Source organism: Neoakkermansia glycaniphila, assembly GCF_001683795.1.
GTDB classification, from domain to species: Bacteria; Verrucomicrobiota; Verrucomicrobiia; order Verrucomicrobiales; family Akkermansiaceae; genus Akkermansia; species Akkermansia glycaniphila.
The window spans coordinates 206488-226723 of record NZ_LIGX01000041.1; the positions used below are offsets into that span (position 1 = coordinate 206488).

At 57.6% G+C, this 20236-nt stretch carries 13 protein-coding genes; 8 read left to right on the forward strand and 5 right to left on the reverse strand.

Annotated elements, in window-relative coordinates; genetic code table 11:
* Positions 1–106 precede the first annotated feature (106 nt).
* Positions 107–1219 (forward strand): hypothetical protein, encoded by a 1113-nt coding sequence (locus AC781_RS12820; RefSeq protein ID WP_141675921.1) that lies wholly within the window; start codon positions 107–109, stop codon positions 1217–1219.
* Positions 1220–1249: 30 nt separating this feature from the next.
* Here the strand turns inward: AC781_RS12820 and dusB are convergent, their stop codons facing one another.
* On the reverse strand, positions 1250–2230 hold the full coding sequence (dusB, locus tag AC781_RS12825) for a tRNA dihydrouridine synthase DusB (protein ID WP_067777856.1): 981 nt from the start codon (positions 2228–2230) through the stop codon (positions 1250–1252).
* Between the two features lie 109 nt (positions 2231–2339).
* Here dusB and hisC point away from each other — a divergent pair, with 109 nt between their 5' ends.
* The gene (hisC, locus tag AC781_RS12830) at positions 2340–3437 is read left to right on the forward strand and encodes a histidinol-phosphate transaminase (RefSeq protein WP_067777857.1); all 1098 of its coding nucleotides are present in this window, start codon (positions 2340–2342) and stop codon (positions 3435–3437) included.
* A gap of 207 nt (positions 3438–3644) precedes the next feature.
* Entirely contained in the window at positions 3645–6068 is a 2424-nt protein-coding gene (locus AC781_RS12835; RefSeq protein ID WP_067777858.1) for a beta-L-arabinofuranosidase domain-containing protein, read from the forward strand.
* 82 nt (positions 6069–6150) lie between these two features.
* Here AC781_RS12835 and AC781_RS12840 read toward each other — a convergent pair whose 3' ends face one another.
* Entirely contained in the window at positions 6151–8421 is a 2271-nt protein-coding gene (locus tag AC781_RS12840; RefSeq protein ID WP_071133430.1) for a beta-glucosidase, read from the reverse strand.
* Positions 8422–8695: 274 nt separating this feature from the next.
* On the opposite strand from AC781_RS12840, the gene AC781_RS12845 reads away from it, so the two are divergent.
* Both AC781_RS12845 and AC781_RS12850 read left to right on the forward strand, forming a co-directional pair.
* Entirely contained in the window at positions 8696–9409 is a 714-nt protein-coding gene (locus tag AC781_RS12845) for a Bax inhibitor-1/YccA family protein (RefSeq protein WP_067777860.1), read from the forward strand.
* 133 nt (positions 9410–9542) lie between these two features.
* On the forward strand, positions 9543–10037 hold the full coding sequence (locus AC781_RS12850) for a YbhB/YbcL family Raf kinase inhibitor-like protein (protein WP_067777967.1): 495 nt from the start codon (positions 9543–9545) through the stop codon (positions 10035–10037).
* A 181-nt stretch (positions 10038–10218) separates the two neighbouring features.
* Here the strand turns inward: AC781_RS12850 and tatC are convergent, their stop codons facing one another.
* Positions 10219–11265, reverse strand: coding sequence for a twin-arginine translocase subunit TatC (gene tatC, locus AC781_RS12855; RefSeq protein ID WP_141675922.1), 1047 nt, complete (start codon positions 11263–11265; stop codon positions 10219–10221).
* Positions 11266–12038: 773 nt separating this feature from the next.
* On the opposite strand from tatC, the gene gpmI reads away from it, so the two are divergent.
* From gpmI to AC781_RS12875, 3 genes are all read left to right on the forward strand, one after another.
* Positions 12039–13577, forward strand: a complete 1539-nt coding sequence (gene gpmI, locus AC781_RS12865; RefSeq protein ID WP_067777863.1) for a 2,3-bisphosphoglycerate-independent phosphoglycerate mutase — start codon at positions 12039–12041, stop codon at positions 13575–13577.
* Between the two features lie 118 nt (positions 13578–13695).
* Positions 13696–15765, forward strand: a complete 2070-nt coding sequence (locus AC781_RS12870; RefSeq protein WP_172801802.1) for a glycoside hydrolase family 2 protein — start codon at positions 13696–13698, stop codon at positions 15763–15765.
* 133 nt (positions 15766–15898) lie between these two features.
* Positions 15899–18040 carry a glycoside hydrolase family 2 protein gene (locus AC781_RS12875; protein ID WP_172801803.1) on the forward strand — a complete coding sequence of 714 codons (2142 nt, stop codon included), beginning with the start codon at positions 15899–15901 and terminating at the stop codon, positions 18038–18040.
* 215 nt (positions 18041–18255) lie between these two features.
* On the opposite strand, the gene AC781_RS12880 is transcribed toward AC781_RS12875, so the two are convergent.
* A complete protein-coding gene (locus tag AC781_RS12880; RefSeq protein WP_067777866.1) occupies positions 18256–19017 on the reverse strand; it encodes an SGNH/GDSL hydrolase family protein in 762 nt (253 codons plus the stop codon).
* Between the two features lie 28 nt (positions 19018–19045).
* Positions 19046–20218 (reverse strand): sialidase family protein, encoded by a 1173-nt coding sequence (locus tag AC781_RS12885; protein ID WP_067777867.1) that lies wholly within the window; start codon positions 20216–20218, stop codon positions 19046–19048.
* Positions 20219–20236 lie beyond the last annotated feature (18 nt).

Below are 20236 nucleotides of genomic sequence, written 5' to 3' on the forward strand. Positions count from 1 at the left end.
TCCGTGGGAATCGCTGAAGGGTATAGGCAGGGCGCTCTGGAATTATTCCGGTACGCTTGCATCTCTTGCTTTGCTCATCGGTGTTTTGGCGATGATGCTACTGCATATGAATTCAGACCGCGGGCGAGCCGATGAGTTTTTGTATTATCGCGGGCTGGTGGATGAGCCGGATCAGAAGATGCCGATCGGGATCGGCCATATTCAGAAGCGGGAGGAGGCGAATCTCGGCGAGCATGTGCGGTTCGAGTATTCGGGCGGTAAGCTGCGCCGCGTGGTGTGTGCGGATGCTCAAGGCGTTCCGTTGGCTGTGGATTCCTGCGGCGTGGCGATTCTGAAGATGGTGTATGATGAGGCCGGGCGGGTGGTTCGCAAGGAGAATCTGGATGCTGCAGATCATTTGTGCAACGATTGCAGTGGGGTGGCGGTGCGAGAGTTTCAATATGACGAAGCCGGCAGGTTGGTCGGGATGAAGGTGGAGAATGTGCGCGGCGAGTTGGTGGCGCCCGCCAATCTGGGGTATGCCGAGGTTCGATATGTGTACGACGGAGGGAGGCTGGCGACGACGCTGTTTTTGAATGCGAAGGGGAAGCCCGGCGTGAATCGCCTGGGGCAGGAGGAGTTGCGCTATATTTACGATGAGGCCGGACAGTTGGTTGCTGTGAAGAATTATGTGGCAGGCCATCCGGCGAATAATGTGTACGGGTATGCCGAGAAGAAGATGGCGTATAATGAGCGGGGGCTTGTGTCGGCGATTTCGTTCGAGGATGCAGAGGGGAAGCCTGCCCTCAGCCGAAATCCGGACGAGGGTTGCATGATGCTCAGCCGGACGTATGACGATGCCGGAAGGTGTGTGTCCGAACGTTTTTATAATGAGAAGGGCGAGTTGTCGCTGTCTCCGGTGCGGAATTATGCCGAGTGCGCGCGGGAGTACGATGAGGCAGGCAATATGCTTAGCGAGCGGTATCTGGATGACCGGGGGGATCTTTCGGTGTGTCCGCAGGTCGGTTACGCGGAGCGGGTGTGCCGCTACGACGATGGGAATCGCGTGGTGGGGGAGGTGTTCCGCGATGCTTTGGGGAGGCCCGGTAAGCCTGAGGGGAATCCGGCTGCGCGAGCCTGTTTGCAGAAGAGGTATGTGTACGATGGCAGCGGGACGCGCCGCCGGGTGGTTTCCGTGAATGGAGACGGCAGCAAGTGTATGGAGATTCTGAATCGCTGATGCAGGGCGGCGGCTGTGACCTGCCTGCGTTCAGTGCCCGGTTTCGTGCAGGATGCCTTCGAGTTCGCCGATGCTTTCGACGCGGGCGAGTTGGGCGCGCAGGCTTTTTCCTCCGGGGAGGCCTTTGCCGTAGGCGATGAGGCGGGAGCGAAGCATGCGCATGGTGTGCAGTTCGTCGCCGTAGCGCGTGGAGTCGATGGCAAGGCGTGCGTGGCGGAGGATGAAGGCGATGCGTTCGCTATCGGACGGAGGAGGGGGGATGTTTCCGGTGCGGAGGTATTCCCGGGTTTGGGCGAAGATCCACGGGGAGGTCATGGCGGCGCGGCCGATCATGACACCGGAGACGGCGGTGGTTTCGCGGATGCGCCGGACATCTTCGGGGGTGGAGATGTCCCCGTTACCGATGACGGGTACGGGGCAGGCTGCGGCGCAGGTGTGGATGGCGTCCCAATCGGCCCGGCCACCGTATTGCTGGGAGCGTGTGCGTCCATGGATGGCGATGGCGGAGATGCCTGCCTGTACGAGGCGGTCGCAGGTTTCGAGGGCGCAGATGGTTTGAGCGTCCCATCCGAGGCGTATTTTGGCGGTGACGGGTACGTCCATGCCGACGCTTTGGACGATGCTGCGGGCGATTTCGGAGAGGAGGGGGAGGTCTTTCAGCAGGGAGGAGCCTCCGTTTTTACCGACGACTTTGGGGACGGGGCAGCCGCAGTTGATGTCGAGGAAGTCGGGGTGCATGGCATCGACGATGATGCGGGCGGCTTTGGCCATGTTGGCTGGGTTAGCTCCGAATATCTGGATGCCGAGGGGGCGGTGCTGCGGTTCGAATTCGATGTAGCGGCGGTTGCGTTCCCATGCTTGGAGGACTCCTTCGGTGGAGACGAATTCGGTGACGAGGATGTCTGCTCCCAGTTCTTTGCAGAGGGTGCGGAAGATGGGGTCCGTGACTCCCGCCATGGGGGCGAGGTAGAGGGGGAAGGCGTTGCCGTTGAACCAGGGGAGTGTGTACATCGTGCGCCGGGAGGGCGGCGCATTGTACCCGTTTTGTCATGGCATGGGAAGAAAAATGCGTGTCCGGGTCTTGTGTGGCAGGTGGAGTTGGGTTAGAATGGCGCGTCTTATGAGCATTGAAGATTATGCCAATCCGTATGTTCTCGATCTGGTGGCCTATGAACCGGGCAAGCCGATCGAGGAAACCGCCCGCGAGCTGGGCCTGAATCCCGAGGATATTGTGAAGCTCGCTTCGAACGAGAATCCGCTCGGCCCGTCGGCCGTGGCGGTGGACGCGATTGCGAAGGCGGCGGCGGGGGTGCATATTTACCCGGACGGTGCGGCGTTCGATTTGCGGACGGCGATCGCCCGGCGGCACGGCGTGGATTTCCGCGAGACGGCGGTCGGTACGGGCAGCAGCGAGATTATCGAGCTGGTGTGCCACGCGATGCTGAATCCGCAGGCGGAGGTGATTGCCGCGAAGCATGCTTTTTCGATGTACCCGATTATGGCGAAGCTGTTCGGCGCCCGTTACGTGGAGGTGCCGAACAAGCCGGACTGGTCGCACGATTTGCAGGCGATGCTGAAGGCGATTACGCCGAATACGCGTGTCGTGTTTATTACGAATCCGACGAATCCCGTGGGCACGGTGGTGTCGCAGCAGGAGATCGACGATTTCATGGCGGCGGTGCCGGAGCATGTGCTGGTGTGTTTCGACGAGGCCTATTACGAGTTTTCCGAGGTTCCGGCGGATACGGTGAAGTTCGTGAAGCAGGGCAGGAATGTGATTGTTCTGCGTACGTTTTCCAAGGTGTACGGTCTTGCGGGGATTCGTGTGGGGTATGGGCTTGCGCCCGAGTCGGTGTGCCAGATGCTGCATAAGGCCCGTGCTCCGTTCAATTTGCATTTGATTGCCCAGTCGGCGGCTCTCGCTGCGCTGGAGGATCAGGAGCATGTGCGGAGGACTGTGGATATGACGCGTGCCGGGATGAAGGTTTATGAGGAGGCGTTCCGTGAGATGGGGCTCGAATGGGTGCCCAGCCAGGGCAATTTCGTACTCGTGAAGGTGGGCGAAGGCCGCAAGGTGTTTCAGGAGATGCTGCAGAAGGGTGTGATCGTGCGTGCGCAGGACGGCTACGGGCTGCCCGAGTATATCCGCATTACGATCGGTACGCCGGAGCAGAATGCGAGGTGCCTTGAGGTGCTGCGCGAGGTGCTGGGCAAGTAGGCGCAGGCCGTTCTGCGATTGAGTTTTTTCAGGAACCGGGGATTCCCCGGTTCCTTTTTGTTGTCCGTGGCATGAAGCGGGATATTTCGCTGGTCTAGTTATGGTTCTATTGTTTTGCTCATACTTTTTTAGATGTGTTTTCATTTGTTATACGTATTTGTTACTATTGGCGTTTCTGATGTCAGGAGCGGTACAAGGAAACAGATCATGATGAAAATACATTTGATGACAGGCATAGCTCTGGCGATCGGATTGGGTGCAACGGTTCATGCGGTTCGGGCCGGAACTGCTCCGGCGACGCATGGCGACGATTCGGCAGTGGAGAAATTCGATGTGTACAGGGAAATATCTCCGCTGTCCATTACACCCGGAGGATGGATCAGGGAGTATCTTGTCCGCCAGCAGAAGGGGCTTTCCAGCCATCCGGATGCACAGGGATATCCATTGAACACGAATATGTGGGACGGCGTGATTCCTTCGCAAAGCAAGAGCTGGTGGCCTTACGAGCAGACGGGGTATTATCTGGACGGTATGGCGAGGCTGGGCTACCTGCTCAGCGACGAAAAACTTTTGTCCCGGTATCAAAGAAATATCGACTGGGTGGTTTCCCACCCCACCGACAAGGGGCTGATCGGCACGAGCCTGTATTGCAATCCTTCGCATTGGCCCAATGCCGTGTTTTTCAAATCGGTGATTCCCCATGTGATGGCGACGGGCGATCAAAAGACGATTGATGCATGGCATCGTCATTATACGGCGACTTCTGCGAAGGATATCGGATTGGGCGAGCGCAATGTCCTGAATGTGGAAGGTCTGCTGCGAACATACGGGTGGACGAACGATAAGGCTCTGCTGCAGAAAGCAGAAGATGCCTATGTGATTCATGATAAGGATCCCGGTTCTTTTCAGTTGCCCTATTCCCTGGTAAAATCCGACCATAAGGTGGTGATTCACGGAGTGACGTTCGCCGAAGCCTTGAAGCTCCCGGTGCTGTTCTATATGTACACGGGCAAGAAGGAATATCTTGATGCGGCAGAAAAGGGAATGCGTACGGTCATTCGCGATCATATGAGCGATAGCGGCGTGCCGTCGAGTACGGAATACCTGTCGACCCGCGATCCTCTGCAGGCCCACGAAACCTGTGTTTCTTCGGATTTTGCCTGGACTCTGGGTTATTACCTGATGGCTACGGGGAATGCGGTGTATGCGGATATGCTGGAGAAGGATTGCTTCAATGCGGGGCCGGGAGCCGTCAACAAGGATTTTACCGGGCTGCAATATTTCTCCGCCGACAATCAGGTGATTGCGACGGGGTGCAGCAACCATGCCAAAAACAGGCGAGGAGGAAACTGGATGCAGTACCGGCCCGACCACGAGCCCGCCTGCTGCCCCGGCAATGCTCATCGCCTGATGCCTATTTATGCCACCCGGATGTGGATGCGGGACAGGAAGGGCGGTATCGTCGCCGCTCTGTACGGGCCTTCGGAAGTGACGTTCGAGCATGGTGGCATAAAGGTGACCATCGAAGAGAGAACTTCCTATCCTTTCGACGAGAAGGTTGCCTTTGTTTTCAAGGTGGACGGCGCGGTAAAGATTCCTTTTTCCTTCCGTATTCCGGGCTGGTGCGGCAAGCCGTCCGTTTCCGTGAACGGAAAGCCTTACAAGGGAGATTTGAAGCCCGGTGCGTATGTGACGCTTGACAGGACGTTCAAGTCCGGCGACAAAGTGGAGGTGCGTTTGCCGATGCCTGTCCGCCTGAACCGATACCAGAATGCGCTGAGCGTGGAACGAGGCCCGGTGCTGTATTCCTATGCGGTGCCGGAAAAAGTGGAAGTCGATGTCAAGGCGACCAAAAACAAGGATTTTCCCGCTCTTGCCATTACGCCGACGGGAGACTGGAATTATGCGCTGGATGTCAATGAGAACAATTTTGCGAAGCGTGTTTCCGTGATTCCTGCCAGGGATGGCGCCTATCCGTTCGACGGCGGTTCCGGGGCTCCTGCCTTGAAGGTGCCCGTGCGCAAGGTCAAAGGGTGGGCGCTGGATCAAGGGAAGATGACGCCGCCGATTCCGATCGCCTATGAACTGGAAAAAGAGCAGGAATGGTTGACCCTCGTTCCCTATGGGGCGACAAGGTTGCGGATGACCCATTTCCCGGAGTGCGTGGAGCGTGTGGAAATCCCGGTGGGCGGATGGGAGATTTCCCCCGCCTATGATTATGACAAGTCACGCCTGATCGATGATCAGAAGTTTGCCCCGGAAACGGGAGATGCGGTGGAGTGGAAGCCGGCTTCACCCAATGGTTCGGGGATTGTCGATCTGTCGAAGGCTCTTGATGAAAAGAAGGGATTGGCCTACGCCCGGACGACGATCGAAAGCGATCGTTCCGGCAAGGCATGGCTGGCAGTCAATGCCAAGGATAGCTGCATCGTATGGCTGAACGGGAAGATCGTTCACAGGATGGAGCCCCCGAACGATGTCGAATTCCAAGCCCCGGATATGGTGCCTGTGACTTTGAATAAGGGCAGAAACGAGGTGCAGGTGAAGGTTGCCAAGAGTTTTCCGGTCGTTCCTGTTGGCCAGTATCCTGCAGGCTGGGGCGTTCGCCTCCGTTGCGTGCGCGATAAATAACAGCGTACTCCGTTTGTTGGAATGCAATTTAGAAGACGCTCCTTCCGCCAACCGGAAGGAGCGTTTTGCATGCGTCAAATCGTCAATGAGTTCCGATGGCGTTTCCGGGAGGCGGCGTGGTGTGTTCTTGCTCGAAGGTGTAGGTGACCGGAAGGTTCCGTGAAGAATTGCCTATGGAGATTCGGTAGGTGCCCGAGGGGATTTCCCATTTGCCGGATTGCTCGTTCCAGAATCTTTTTTCCTTGTCGGTCAGTGTGAAAGAGACGGTGCGGGATTCGCCGGGGTTCAAGAAAACTTTTTCGTATCCGACCAGTTCGCGGACGGGCATTTGCGCTTGTCCATCGGGTTTGGACAGGTAGCACTGGACAACTTCGGCTCCCGCCTTTTTACCGGTGTTGGTGACGATGACTTCGAATGTGTCCTTGTTGCCGCTGTTTTTTTTGTCGAAGCTGAATGTGGTATAGGAAAGGCCGTATCCGAACGGGAAGCGGGGGGCGATACCCGCTTTGTCAAAGTGGCGGTATCCGACCCAGATGCTGTCCCCGTATCGTTGTTCCGGACGCTTGTCATGTCCGTTGGCATCCTTTTCGATAACGCCGGGGTAGGAGATTGTGCCCGTGCTGTGGCTGAGCCAGTCTTCCAGTTTTTTGCCGAAGGTTTGCGGCAGTTTGCCGGAAGGGTTGGCCTTGCCGAAGATGATGTTCGAAGCGGCGGTTCCGGCTTCCTGTCCTCCGTACCACGTGACGAGAACGGCGGGCACTTGGTCGATCCATTCTTCCATCTGTACAGGAGCGCCTACTGTCAGAGCCACGATGACGGAGGGGTTGGCTTCGATGATGCGTGCGATCAATTCGGCCTGTTTGCCTTTGAGGTCGAGGTCGGGTTTGTCCGAGTCAGGCAGGACGCCCCAGCCCAGTTTTTCCTTGTCGTAAGTGTGGTCCGTACCTCCGAAGAAGAGGACGATGTCGGCCTGTTTCGCCGCATCTACCGGGTCCATTTCTTTCAGGTTCGGGCAGGAGCGGATTTTGGGTTCTTCAAAGCGGAATCCGGGTGCGTAGAGGACGTTTTCTTCCCCGAAGAGGTCGACGATTGCTTTCAGGGGGGTGATTTCATGCGTGCCGCGGATAGCGCCCGAGCCTCCTCGCGTGTGCAGGGTCGATCCGTCTGCCATGGTGTGGTATTGGTCGGCATTGGGGCCGATGACGGCGATTTTTTTGATCTTGTCGCGGGAGAGGGGGAGGATATTTTGGTTGTTTTTGAGGAGTACGACGGCTTCTTCGGCAATCCGGCGGGCGATGTCGGCCTGCTGTGGCGTGTTGGCCGGGCCGCCCGTGGCGCGGTCGAATGCGCCGATGCGGAAGAGGAGGCGGAGGTTGCGCCGTACGGCAGCGTCGAACATGTTGCGGTCGATTCTGCCTTCTTGTACGGCTTTGGCGATGGCTTTATCCTTCCCGGCGTTTTTGCCGGAGGGCATTTCCAGCGTGCAGCCACCATTGATGGCGGGTACATCTCCGTGCCATGCCCCCCAGTCGGAGACAAGGGCTCCATCCCACTTGAGTTCATCGTACAGGAGGGTGTTGAGCTTTTTGTTGTGTGAAGGGTACTGGCCTCGAACCAGGTTGTACGAGGTCATGATGGACCAGGGGTTGGAGTTGTCGATCGCGATCTGGAAGGGGCGGGCATAAATTTCGCGCAGGGATCGCTCGTCGGTATCGACGTTCATGACGGTGCGCGCCCATTCCTGATCGTTCAAGACCCAGTGTTTGGCGCATACGGCGACGCCCTCTCCCTGGACGCCGTTGATATAGCCGGCTGCCGTCATGCCGGCAAGGTAGGGATCTTCGCCGAAGTATTCAAAGGAGCGTGCTCCCAGCGGCGTGCGCATCATATTGATTCCCGGCCCCAGGATGACGCGGCCGTGGGCCGCCCTTGTTTCTTCTCCCAGCACCTTCCCGGCGAGTCGGACGAGTTCCCTGTTCCATGTGGCGGCCATGGCGATGCCGCAAGGGAGAGCCGTGGAAGGTTTCCCTTCTTCCAGCCGGACGCCCTGCGGTCCGTCGAACATGCCGAATTCGGCGAGTCCGATGCGAGGGATGCGCCCATAGGAGAATGTGGAGGCTCCGTGCAGAAGTTCGGCCTTTTCCTCCATGCTCAGGCGCGGGAGGAGGTCGTCGATTCGTTCTTCGATGGGCAAGGATGCATTTCTGTATTTTGCGTCGATCAGCGAAGCGTCGGTCGGGGGAGCGATCGGTTTGATTTCCTCTTTTTGGTTGACGTCGGCGAATTGCTGTCCCATGGCGGCGGAAATGGCGGCGAGGGCAAAACAGGAAGCTGTTATGGAATGGTATCGCATGGCTTTTATACGAGGCGGGCAGCATGATTGTATCATGAAATGAGTTTCTGCTTTCAAGTTTGTGTCCGGATCGTCTACGGCCATGCCGTTTTTTCGGCTTTTCTGTTTTGATGATTCGCTGCAGGCTGCCGGGACGTATGCTGTGTTTCCTGTGTGAAAAGTGAGGTGTGAGTATCACCTCTTGACGCGTGAAGGCTGAGGGAGATGCGCTTTATTGTCCGGTGCCGCAGTTTTAACCTTGACGGATAGGGTCTAACAGGAGTATTGAAGACCTATGTCCGATTACCAGCTGGATCAGCAGAGGCCCGTTTCGGCGGGGAGAACACAGTTGCGCGTGAATGCGTTTCTGAACAAGGTGTATTTGTGGATGGCTTTCGGCCTGCTGGCGACGGCGTTGACTTGCCATGCGACGGTGACGTCGGCATTGTTCATGACGTGGCTGAGCGGGAATTTCGGTATTTTTCTGTGTCTGTGCCTTGCCGAGCTGGGGCTGGTGTGGTGGCTGTCGTCTGCGATTGCCCGCAATGCGATCGGTACGGGTACGGCCCGGTTCATGTTCCTGCTGTATGCGGGGTTAAGCGGTGTGACGCTGGGGCCGCTGGTGATGTTTTATACGGCCGAGTCCCTGACGCTGGCTTTTGCCTGTACGGCGGGCACATTCGGTGCGATGACGATTGTGGGGCTGGTGACGAAGCGGGATATGAGTACATGGGGGCGCACGCTGATGATGATTCTGATCGGTCTGATTATTGCAATGGTTGTCAATATGTTTGTGGGTAGTTCCACGCTTGATCTCGCGATCAGTCTGGCAGGGGTGCTGCTGTTCTCGATCCTGACTGCCTACGATACGCAGAAGCTGCTGCGCGCCGGGGAGTCGATGGACGGTAACGTTGCGGACAAGGCTGCCGTGCTGGGTGCGCTGGAGCTGTATCTCGATTTCATTAATCTGTTCATCTTTCTGTTGCGCCTGCTGGGCCGCAGGAATTGACGGGATGCCGGATTTCCGGTTCGTTTTTCTTCCCCGGTGCGGCAGGGCCGTGCCGGGTGTTTTTATGTCTTTCTATCTGTTTTCAAACGGCCGGAGAGGTTTTGCGGTCGCATACGGTAAACAAGGAGTTGAGATGAAGAAGACTTTTACCCTGTATAGCGAAGATCTGGGCGGCATCGCTTCGCCGATGCACCGCCATTTGAGCGTGGGAGGCAGCGATTGCTCGCCCCAGTTGTCTTGGGAGAATGCTCCGGACGGTACGCGGAGTTTTGCCGTGACGATTCACGATGCCGATGCTCCGACGGGGAGCGGTTTTTGGCACTGGATTCTGGTGGATTTGCCGCCGGATGTGTCGGCGCTGCCATCCGGGGCGGGCGATCCCTATGCCGGGGGCTTGCCCGGCAAGGCCCTGCAAGCGCGAAACGATGCGGGCGTGTGCGGCTATACGGGGCCTTTTCCTCCTCCCGGCCACGGGTGGCATCTGTATCTGGTGACGGTGTATGCTCTGGATGTCGATTCGCTGTGCGTCGAGAGCGGTACGCCTGCGGCGCAGATCGGTTTCCGGCTCTGGGAGCATACGATCGAGAAGGCTTCTCTGGTGTTTTACGATCGGGTGCCGGCCGTGTGAAGCCGCCCGGCGGGCTAACGCCTGCCCGCCGGGACGTCCGGAGGGTGAAAGAGGACTCGACTTCGGAAAGAAGCCGCCACGCGAGGATGGTGCCGCGAACGGTTGCTTTCGTGCGCGTATGATAAGGCATGCGCCGCAGGATGCGGCTCCGCCTGTGGAGCGTTTTGCCTGCAGGCGGTGTTTACAGTTCGGAATCGAGCTGTTTCATGCGTTTGTTCCTTTCGAGCCACGCGCAGAAGATGCAGAATTCGTACAGGAGGTACATCGGCAGCGCCATGATGAGCATGGTGGCCGGGTCGGGCGTGGGGGCGAGGATGAGGGCGAGGATGAGGATGGCGGCGATGGCGTAGGTGCGCGTGCGGCTCATCAGTTCGTAGGTGAGGATGCCGAGTTTGACGAAGGGGATGACGAGGACGGGCAGTTCGAAGGTGATGCCGAACATGAAGACGAGTTTGGTGGCAAAGGCGAGGTAGTAGCCGATGCGCCAGTCGTTTTCGATGCCCATGCCAATGGAGTATTCATAGAAGAAGCTCAGGACGCGCGGCAGTACGACGAAGTAGGCGAAGGTGCAGCCCGCCAGAAAGAGGCCGAAGCCGAAGGCGATGCTTTTGTATACGAGGCGGCGTTCGTGGTCCAGCAGTCCCGGCACGATGAATTGCAGCAGGAAGAACATCAAGAGGGGGAAGGAGATGACGAGGCCGCCGTAGAAGGACATTTTGAGCGAGAGCATGAAGGCTTCGCCGGGTTGGAAGGCTCCCATGAGTTTCAGGGAGTCATGGCCGCTGCCGTTGCGGAGGATGGCTCCTTCGTTTTTCAGCGTGGCGGCGAGTTCGGCGATGGCCGGAGTTTCCGCAGCCTCGCGTATGTAGGCATCCCTTCTGTTTTCAGGGAGGAGGCCGGAGGCGCGGAGGATGGCGGCAGCCTGCGCCAGATGGCGTATCTGCTCGGGTTCCTGCTGAAGCAGGGCTCGGCGGCCCTTGGCTTCGAGTTCCGGCAGGGCGCCGGAGAGTTGTTTGGCTCGGGTCCAGTCGTCGACGGTGATGCCGCCGGGCAGGTGGGAAGTTTCGTAGCGCGTCCATACCTGATCGGCGGGATAGCGCAGTATGTCCATCAGCGCGGGAGCGAACTGGAAGCAGAGAAGCATGGTGATGGCGAGGGTCAGCGCCATCCGCATGAGGACTTTCCGCAAGTCGTCCAAGTGGTCGAGGAAGGGTTTTTCCTCGTCCATGGTCTGAATCTGCACTTTTTCACGCAGGCGGAATATGTGTTTCAGATAAAACACGTCCGCGACAGTGTACGCGAAACGGGGCGTGTTTCAAGCGGAAAGCGCATCATCGCCGTTCTTCCTCCCTCTTTGGTTCCCATGTTGCCGCTGCGGAGGATTGACTTGGTGCGGGGGATGGTGCTTCAGCAATGGGTGTACGAGAGGATGCGAGGAAACGGCGTATGCGGAAGAGCAGATGATTGATGTGATGCTTCTTGCCATATCAGGTGATTGTGGTAGGGTGTACGCAGGAAGGACAGGATCGTATGATTGTTTTTTTCAATTTTTTGAACTGGATCGTTTTGCAGCCATTGGCGATGGCTTTGTTTCTGCTTCCTGAGTTTGAGGGAGGAAAGAGTCTTCCCATACATGGGGCTTTGGGGTATGTGATGCTGTTTGCGGGTTGGGTGTTCAGTTTGTTGTGCCTGCTTTTGTGCGGATGGAGTGCCGCATGTGTCTGGTATATGAGGCGGAGGGGGTGCCGAAGTCCGTGGGTCATGGGTATGCTGATGGTTTTGCCTTATACCGTGTTGTTATTGATTGTGAATGAGTGGCCGTCGTTTCTCGTGATCGGGTGGGTCGCCAACGGCGTGTGTTGTGCCGCGATGTCGTGGATATGGGTGTCCCGTGAGAGGCGGAATGCGGTGGTGAAACGGTAATGCTGAGGCTTTTCGTTTTCGGCGGCGCATACGCACTTCTCGCTTCCTTTCCCCGGTGCGGTGTGCTTTACTCTGCGCATGTCAAAGAATCCTGTTGTTCTGATTATTCGCGATGGTTGGGGCCGCAATCCCCAGGGGCCTGAAGCCGCCCAATGTGCAGGCGATGCGACGGTGCTTGCGAACACTCCTTTTACCGACAAGCTGCTTGCCGAATGCCCGCATAGCCTGCTGGGCGCATCCGGCGAGGCGGTGGGTCTTCCCGACGGCCAGATGGGCAATTCCGAAGTGGGTCACCTGAATCTTGGCGCAGGCCGCGTGGTGTATCAGGATCTTTGCCGCGTGGATCTGGCGATCAAGGACGGTTCCCTGAAGCAGAACAAGCCTTTGCAGGATGCCTATGCAAAGGCGAAGGATTCCCGCCTGCATTTGATGGGCCTCGTCAGCGATGGTGGTGTACACAGCCATATCAACCATCTCGTGGGGCTGGTGCGCCTTGCCTATGAAGCGGGCGTGCGCGATATTTGCATTCATGCGATTACGGATGGCCGCGATTGCTCTCCGACGAGCGGTGCAGGTTTCATCAAGCAGCTTCAGGATGCCATCGCTCCCTACGGTGCGAAGATTGCAACGGTGATCGGCCGTTTCTACGCGATGGACCGCGACAAGCGTTGGGACCGCAACAAGCTTGCATGGGATGCGATCGTGCTCGGCCGCGGCGAACAGTGCACCTGCACGCCTGCCGAATACGTCGAACAGCGCTATGCCGCCGGAGAGACGGACGAGTTCCTGAAACCCGGAATTTTCGCCTACGGCAATGAACAACGCGTGCGAGACAACGATGTGGTGTTCTTCTTCAATTTCCGCGCCGACCGTGCCCGCCAGATTTCGGAAGCGTTCCTGTATCCCGAGTTCGACGGTTTCGAGCGCGAGGTGCAACCGAAGATCGAGTATCTGACGCTGACGGAGTACGATGCGAAGTATCCCTCTCCGATCGTGTTCGATCAGGAGAAGCTGGACAATATTCTGGGCGAAGTCCTGGCCGAGAATCATTTGAAGCAGCTCCGCATCGCCGAAACGGAGAAGTACGCCCATGTGACGTTTTTCTTCAATGGCGGCGTCGAAAAGCAGTTCGACGGCGAAGACCGCATTCTCGTTCCTTCTCCCCGTGAAGTGGCGACGTACGATCTCAAGCCGCAGATGAGCGCTTCGGAAGTGGCTGACAAGTTCGTGGATGCCATCGGCAATTACGATGTGGCGATCATGAATTTCGCCAATCCGGATATGGTGGGCCATACGGGCTACCTGGAAGCCGGGATTGCGGCTTGCGAGGCGGTGGACAAGGCTCTGGAACGCTGCGTGACGAAGATCCGCGAACTGGGCGGCAAGGCTCTGATCTGCGCCGACCACGGCAACTGCGAAAATATGCTGAATGCCGACGGTTCCGTCAATACGGCGCATACGACGAATCTGGTGGATCTGATCTACGTCGGTCCCGATCAGGATAAGGTGAAGTTGAGCGACGGTATTCTTGCCGATCTTTCGCCGACGATTCTTGCTCTTCTCGGGATCGCCCAGCCGAAGGAAATGACGGGGCATTCCCTCGTTTCTTCCAAATAAGGATCGGTTGCCGCGTTTTTACGGGTCCGGAAGGTTTATCCTTCCGGATCTTTTTTTTGCGGTTTGCATTTTATTGAAAAGAATAATAGTTTGTTGACGTAATACGGATATGCTTTCCTTGCGATTACTGCCAAAGAATTCTGTTTCGGTTGCTCTTTCCGTGCTCGTTTGCGGGCTGGCGGCCGATGCACGCGAAACGGTCGATTTGACCGGAAAATGGACATTCTCTTTCGGGAATGAAGCCTCACAAAAGGTCGATGTGCCTCATACATGGAATGCCGAAGACGGCGTTGCCGGACCGAAGTCGGGCAAAGGGTCGGCTCTTTCCGCCCAAAGCAGCAGCTACAAGCGCGGCGTGGGCACGTACGAGCGTGAACTTCCGGTGAAGCCCGGCAAGGACAAGCGGTATTTCGTCCGCTTCGACGGAGCATCGATTGTTACGGACGTCGCCGTCAACGGCAAGCCTGTGGGCAGGCATGAAGGCGCGTTCGGCGCATTCTGCTTCGAAATTACCGATGCCCTGAAGGACAGCGGCAATACGATCACGGTGAAAACGGACAATACGTTCAATAAAAACATTCTGCCGCTCGCGGGAGATTTCACGATGTTCGGCGGCCTGTACCGCCCCGTCACGCTGATCGAAACGGAGCAGACCTGCATCGCCCCGGATTATTATGCCTCGCCGGGCGTTCTGATCTCGCAGGACAAGGTGACGCCGCAATCGGCTTCCGTCACGGTCAATACGCTGGTCAGCTCCGGCAAGGAGGCATCCGGTAAAACCGAGGTGAAAGTGGATATCCGGGATGCGAAAGGCAAGGTTGTGGCAACCGGAAGCGGAGGCGTATCCGCCGGTACGGACGGCCCCGGCCGTGCAGAGGTGAAGCTGAATATTGCGCGGCCCGTACTCTGGCAGGGCCGCAGCAATCCGTATCTCTACAAGGTTACGGCCCGCACGCTGGTGGATGGCAAGGAGACGGACCGTGTGGAGCAGCCGCTGGGCCTGCGTACGATCGGGATCGATCCGAAAAAGGGATTTCTTCTGAACGGCAAGCCGATGCAGATCAAGGGCGTGTGCCGCCATCAGGATATGGAGGGGAAAGGCTGGGCGTTGTCGAAGGCGGATGAGGAAAAGGATATGAAAATGATATTGGATATGGGTGCGGACGGCCTGCGGACGGCGCACTATCCGCAGTCCGGCCATATCTATGATATCTGCGACAAGTCCGGCGTGATCGTTTGGAGCGAAGTGTCGGCCGTGGAGCGCGTGTACGACAACCCGGCTTTCAAGGACAATATGAAGCAGCAGGCGACAGAGATGCTGCTGCAGCACGGCAACCATCCGTCGATCTGCATGTGGGGGATCTTCAACGAGATTTACCATCAATGCGGTTCCGATATGAAGGGCGTTGATATGGAAGGTACGCTGAAGGAGCTGAAGCAGCATATCAAGTCTCTGGATGTTTCCCGTCCGGTCGTGGGTGCGACGAACCAGCAGGGCCGCCGCAGTTTGAACGAGATTCCCGATTATCTGGCTGCCAACATGTACCCCGGCTGGTACGGCGGCGGCCCCGACGGTATGAAGGGTTCGGTCGAGGGATATGTGAAGGCGTATCCGGACAAGGGTATTGCCGTGAGCGAATACGGGCACGGGGCGGATATCGCCGTGCATGAAGAGCAGGTCAAGCAGCCGGCTCCGTTTTCCAGGCACCATCCGGAAGAATGGCAGTCTTACGGCCACGAGAGGAATTACAATGCCATCCGCCAGCGTCCCGAAGTTTGGGGTTCGTTCATCTGGAACATGTTCGATTTCGGCAGCAGCGAACGTAGCGAAGGCGCAAAGCCCGGCATCAACGACAAGGGACTGGTGACCTATGACCGCCAGACTCCGAAGGATGCCTATTTCTTCTACAAGGCGAACTGGAATCCGGAACCGATGGCTTATATTACCTCGCGCCGTTTCACGGAACGCAAGGCAACCGAAACGACGGTGAAAGTGTACACGAACTGTGACAGTGTGACGCTGTACGTCAACGGCAAGCAGGTTGGCAAGGCCGCGAAGCCGGACGATCTGTGCATTGTGAAGTGGGACAAGGTTCAGTTGAAGCCCGGAGAGAATACGGTCAAGGTGGTCTCGAACCGCAAGGGCAAGAGGGTGTCCGACTCCTGTACATGGAACGTCCGTTCGTAGATCGGTAGCCGCGCTTTTACGGATCCGGAAGGTTGAACCTTCCGGATCTTTTTTTTTGCGCGATTCGCTTTTGTTGAAAAAAACAACTCTTTCCCGCCGTAGTCTTTTTATGCTTTCCTTGCGTTTACGGTCAATGAATTCTGTTTCTATTGCCCTTTCCGTTCTTATTGGCGGGATGGCGCTTGATGCCCGCGAAACGGTCGATTTGACCGGAAAATGGACATTTTCTTTCGGGAATGAAGCCCCACGGCAGGTCGATGTGCCCCATACATGGAATGCCGAAGACGGCGTGGACGGTCCGAAGACGGGCAGGCACCCCGGTTTTTCCGTGGGTAGTTCCAGCTACAGGCGCGGCGTGGGTACGTACGAGCGGGAACTTCCGGTGAAGCCCGGCAAGGACAAGCGGTATTTCGTCCGCTTCGACGGAGCATCGATCGTCACGGACGTCGCCGTCAACGGCAAACCTGTGGGCAGGCATGAAGGCGCGTTCGGCGCGTTCTGCTTCGAAATCACCGATGCCCTGAAGGACAGCGGCAATACGATCACGGTGAAAACGGACAATACGTTCAACAAAAACATTCTGCCGCTCGCGGGAGATTTCACGATGTTCGGCGGCCTGTACCGCCCCGTCACGCTGATCGAAACGGAGCAGGCCTGTATCGTGCCGGATTTTTATGCCTCGCCGGGCGTTCTGGTTTCGCAGGACAAGGTGACGCCGCAATCGGCTTCCGTGACGGTGACTACTCTTGTGGGGTTTCGCAAGGATGGCATGGTGGACGTGAGTACGACCGGTTACGATTCGTCGGGGGAACCTGTGACGAAATTGTGCATGGGCCGAACAGGATCATTGGTGAAAGTCGAGATCAGGGATGCCCGGGGTAAGGTCGTAGCATCCGGAGAAGCCCGGCCGTTGCATCAACCGGATGCCGCTTTCGCGGCTGCTGCCGGGAAATTGCCGGATATGGCGGCTGTGACGCTGAATGTGCCCGAACCTGTTCTTTGGCAGGGCCGCCAGAATCCGTATCTCTATACGGTGACGGCGCGTATGTTTGTGGATGGAAAGGAGACGGACCGTGTGGAGCAGCCGCTGGGCCTGCGTACGATCGGGATCGATCCGGAAAAGGGGTTTCTTCTGAACGGCAAGCCGATGCAGATCAAAGGCGTGTGCCGCCATCAGGATATGGAGGGGAAAGGCTGGGCGTTGTCGAAGGCGGATGAGGAAAAGGATATGAAAATGATATTGGATATGGGTGCGGACGGTTTGCGTACGGCGCACTATCCGCAGTCCGGCCACATTTACGATATCTGCGACAAGTCCGGAATGATCGTTTGGAGCGAAGTTCCCGCTGTGCAGATGGTTTCCGACAGTCCCGAATTCGTGAAGAATATGAAGCAGCAGGCGGCGGAGATGCTGCTGCAGCACGGGAATCATCCGTCGATCTGCATGTGGGGCATCTTCAACGAGATCGGCCACCTGAATACGGCGGAAGACAGGCAAGTGGATATGGAGGCTGTGCTGAAGGGGTTGAAGGGGCATGTGAAATCCCTGGACGCTTCCCGTCCGGTTGTGGCGGCGACAAATCAGCCGGGCCGCCGCAGTTTGAACGAGATTCCCGATTATCTGGCGATCAATACGTACCCCGGATGGTATGGCGGAGGTCCGGACGGCATGCGCGGTTCGATCGATGGATATCTGCGAGGTCGGGAGACGCTGGCGATCAGCGAGTATGGCCACGGTGCGGATGTGGCCGTGCATGAAGTGCCCGTTCGGCAGCCCAGGCCGGTTTCCTCCCATCATCCGGAGGAGTGGCAGGCCTACGGCCACGAGAGGAATTACAATGCCATCCGCCAGCGGCCCGAAGTGTGGGGTTCGTTTGTCTGGAACATGTTCGATTTCGCCAGCAGCGAACGCCGGGAAGGAGCGAAGCACGGCATCAATGACAAGGGGCTGGTGACCTATGACCGCCAGACTCCGAAGGATGCCTATTTCTTCTACAAGGCGAACTGGAATCCGGAACCGATGGCTTATATTACCTCTCGCCGTTTTACGGAGCGCAAGGCAGCCGAAACCGAGGTGAAGGTGTACACGAACTGTGACAGCGTGACTCTGTACGTTAACGGCAGGCAAGTCGGACAGCCCGTGAAGCCGGACGATCTGTGCGTTGCGAGATGGGACAAGGTGTCGCTGGATGCCGGAGAGAATACGGTGAAGGTAGTGGCTCGCACAAGGGGCGTGGTCGTGGCCGATTCCTGTGTCTGGCGCTTGTCCCGGTGAATGTTTTCCGATGCGGGCTGTCCGGGTGCACTCCGGATGATCCGTTTCGGTGTGGACGCTCCGTTTGAGAGGTGCGGAGCGTCCTTTTTGTTGTTCTGTTCCGGCTGCGGTTGTGGCCGGATGGTTTGTTGCACACGAAGTGGAGTTTGGCTTGGGTATGAAAAAAACCGCCCTGCACGGAATGCAGGGCGGTGCGAGTCGGAAGGAGGCCGGAATCAGGGCATTTTGAGGGTCGGGCTGGACGGATCCATGAATCCGAGGTCGGTCGCGAGCTTGATGACCATGGCGCGGTGGCCGAGGCCGTTCGGGTGGATGTTGTCGTTCATCCACGGTTTGATGGCCTGGTTTTCACCCATGGCTTTTTTCCAGTGCGCGGCGTGATCGACGAGGAGCACTTTTTCCTTGGCTGCGATTTCACGTACGGCGTTACTGTATTCGAAGTCGCGCGGATTGTTGCGCATGTTGGGGCTGGAGACCTGAAGGACGGGGATGGCCTTCATTCTGCGGATCTGTTGTACGATGGTGGTCAGGTCTTTCTTGAAGACGTCGATTTTACCGATTTTGACGGCGTCGTTGGTGCCGAAGTCGATGAAGACGACCTGAGGTTTGAACTGGTTGAGGCGCCAGTCGATGTTTTTCAGGAAGCCCGATGCCGTTTCTCCGCTGACGGCTGTGTTGACGATGATGTCGTTGGTACGGCGGTAGCCGCCGGGTTTGCGGGGTTCCCATTTGATGACTTCCTGCCAGTGTTCGGGGTAGGAGCGCCAGCCGTGGGTGTGCAGGGCTCCATGCGTGATGCTGTCGCCGAGGAAGAGCCAGAGGATGGGCTTGTCTTTGGCTCCGACGAGTTGGTGGAGTTTTTTGTAGTCGGGAAGTTTGAGGTTGTCTTCCGTGGATTTTTCCGGTGCGGGAATGTCGGCAGCATGGGCGCAGAACGCCATGCACAGGGTACCGATGAGAGTATGGATCAGTTTCATGTCTGTGCTTGTGTTGATTGGGAAATGTTTATTTTCCTGTATCCTTGCCGTCCGTGAGCCAGTCGATGGAGACGGGGGCGAATTTGATGTGTTTGATGTGGTTGCTGTTTTCCTCATACAGCACGCCGACCTTGCCTGGTTCGATCGGCACGAGGCTGGAATAGGCGAATCCGCCGTTGCCGATGGCTTTGGAGACGGGCCATGTTTTACCGTTGTCGTAGCTCATCCAGACGGTGCCGTTGATTCGGCGCGATTTTCCGGGGCCGGAGAAGAGGAGGCGGCTTTTGCCTCCCAGAGAGGGATCGGATTTGAAGGAATACCGGAGCAGGGAGCCTTGTGTGCTGTCGCAGAAGAGGTCTTTGGCATCTTCGACGGGCGACCAGGACTGGCCCGCGTTGTTCGACCACGTGATGCGTCGGCAGTTGCCTCCGCCCCAATGGCGGGCGACGAGGACGAGGCCCCCGCCGTCCGTTTCGGCGACGGCGGTTTCATTGACCATGCCGACCATGTTTGTGGTGGGGTTGCCGATTTTCCAGGTGGAGCCGCCGTTGTCGCTGTAGACGCAGGAGACGACCCATTTGCCGAACGGCCCTTCGTTCATCGGGACGACGAGGCGGCCCTTGCGGGAACCTTCCTTGAGCTGGATGCCGGCGTTGGGGCCGGCCGCCATGATGTCTACCCCTTTGGCGCGTTTGGTGGTCGGGGTGACGTCTTTGGGTTTGCTCCATGTTTTGCCTCCGTCTTTGCTCTGAATGACGAAGTTGCGGATGCATTTTTCATCCTTCCAGCCGTCGGGGATGTTTTTCTGGCGTTCGGAGACGCCGGAGGGGTAGCGCTGGAAGAAAATGGAGGTTGTGTTCTTTTTGGCGTCGTATACGGGGCAGGGGTTGTTGAAGGTGGCTCCTTCGGATGCGGCGATGCAGATGGGCTTGCTCCATGTTTTGCCTCCGTCTTCGCTGAGGCTCATGATGATGTCGTTTTTGCCCTGGTCTGTGTTGACGTATCTGCCTTCGGCGATGGCCATCAGTTTGCCTCCGCCGATGGCGGTGACGGCGGGGATGCGGATGCTGCTGTACGGGTTGCCTTCACCTGCCGAGAAGACGGTGACGGCCTGGTCGCAGGGGAGCGGGCCGTTCTCCTGAGCATGGAGGGCTGAGGCGGGGACGGCGAAGAGGGCGGCGTATGTAAGGATGAGGTTCATGGCGGAATGAATGAGGGG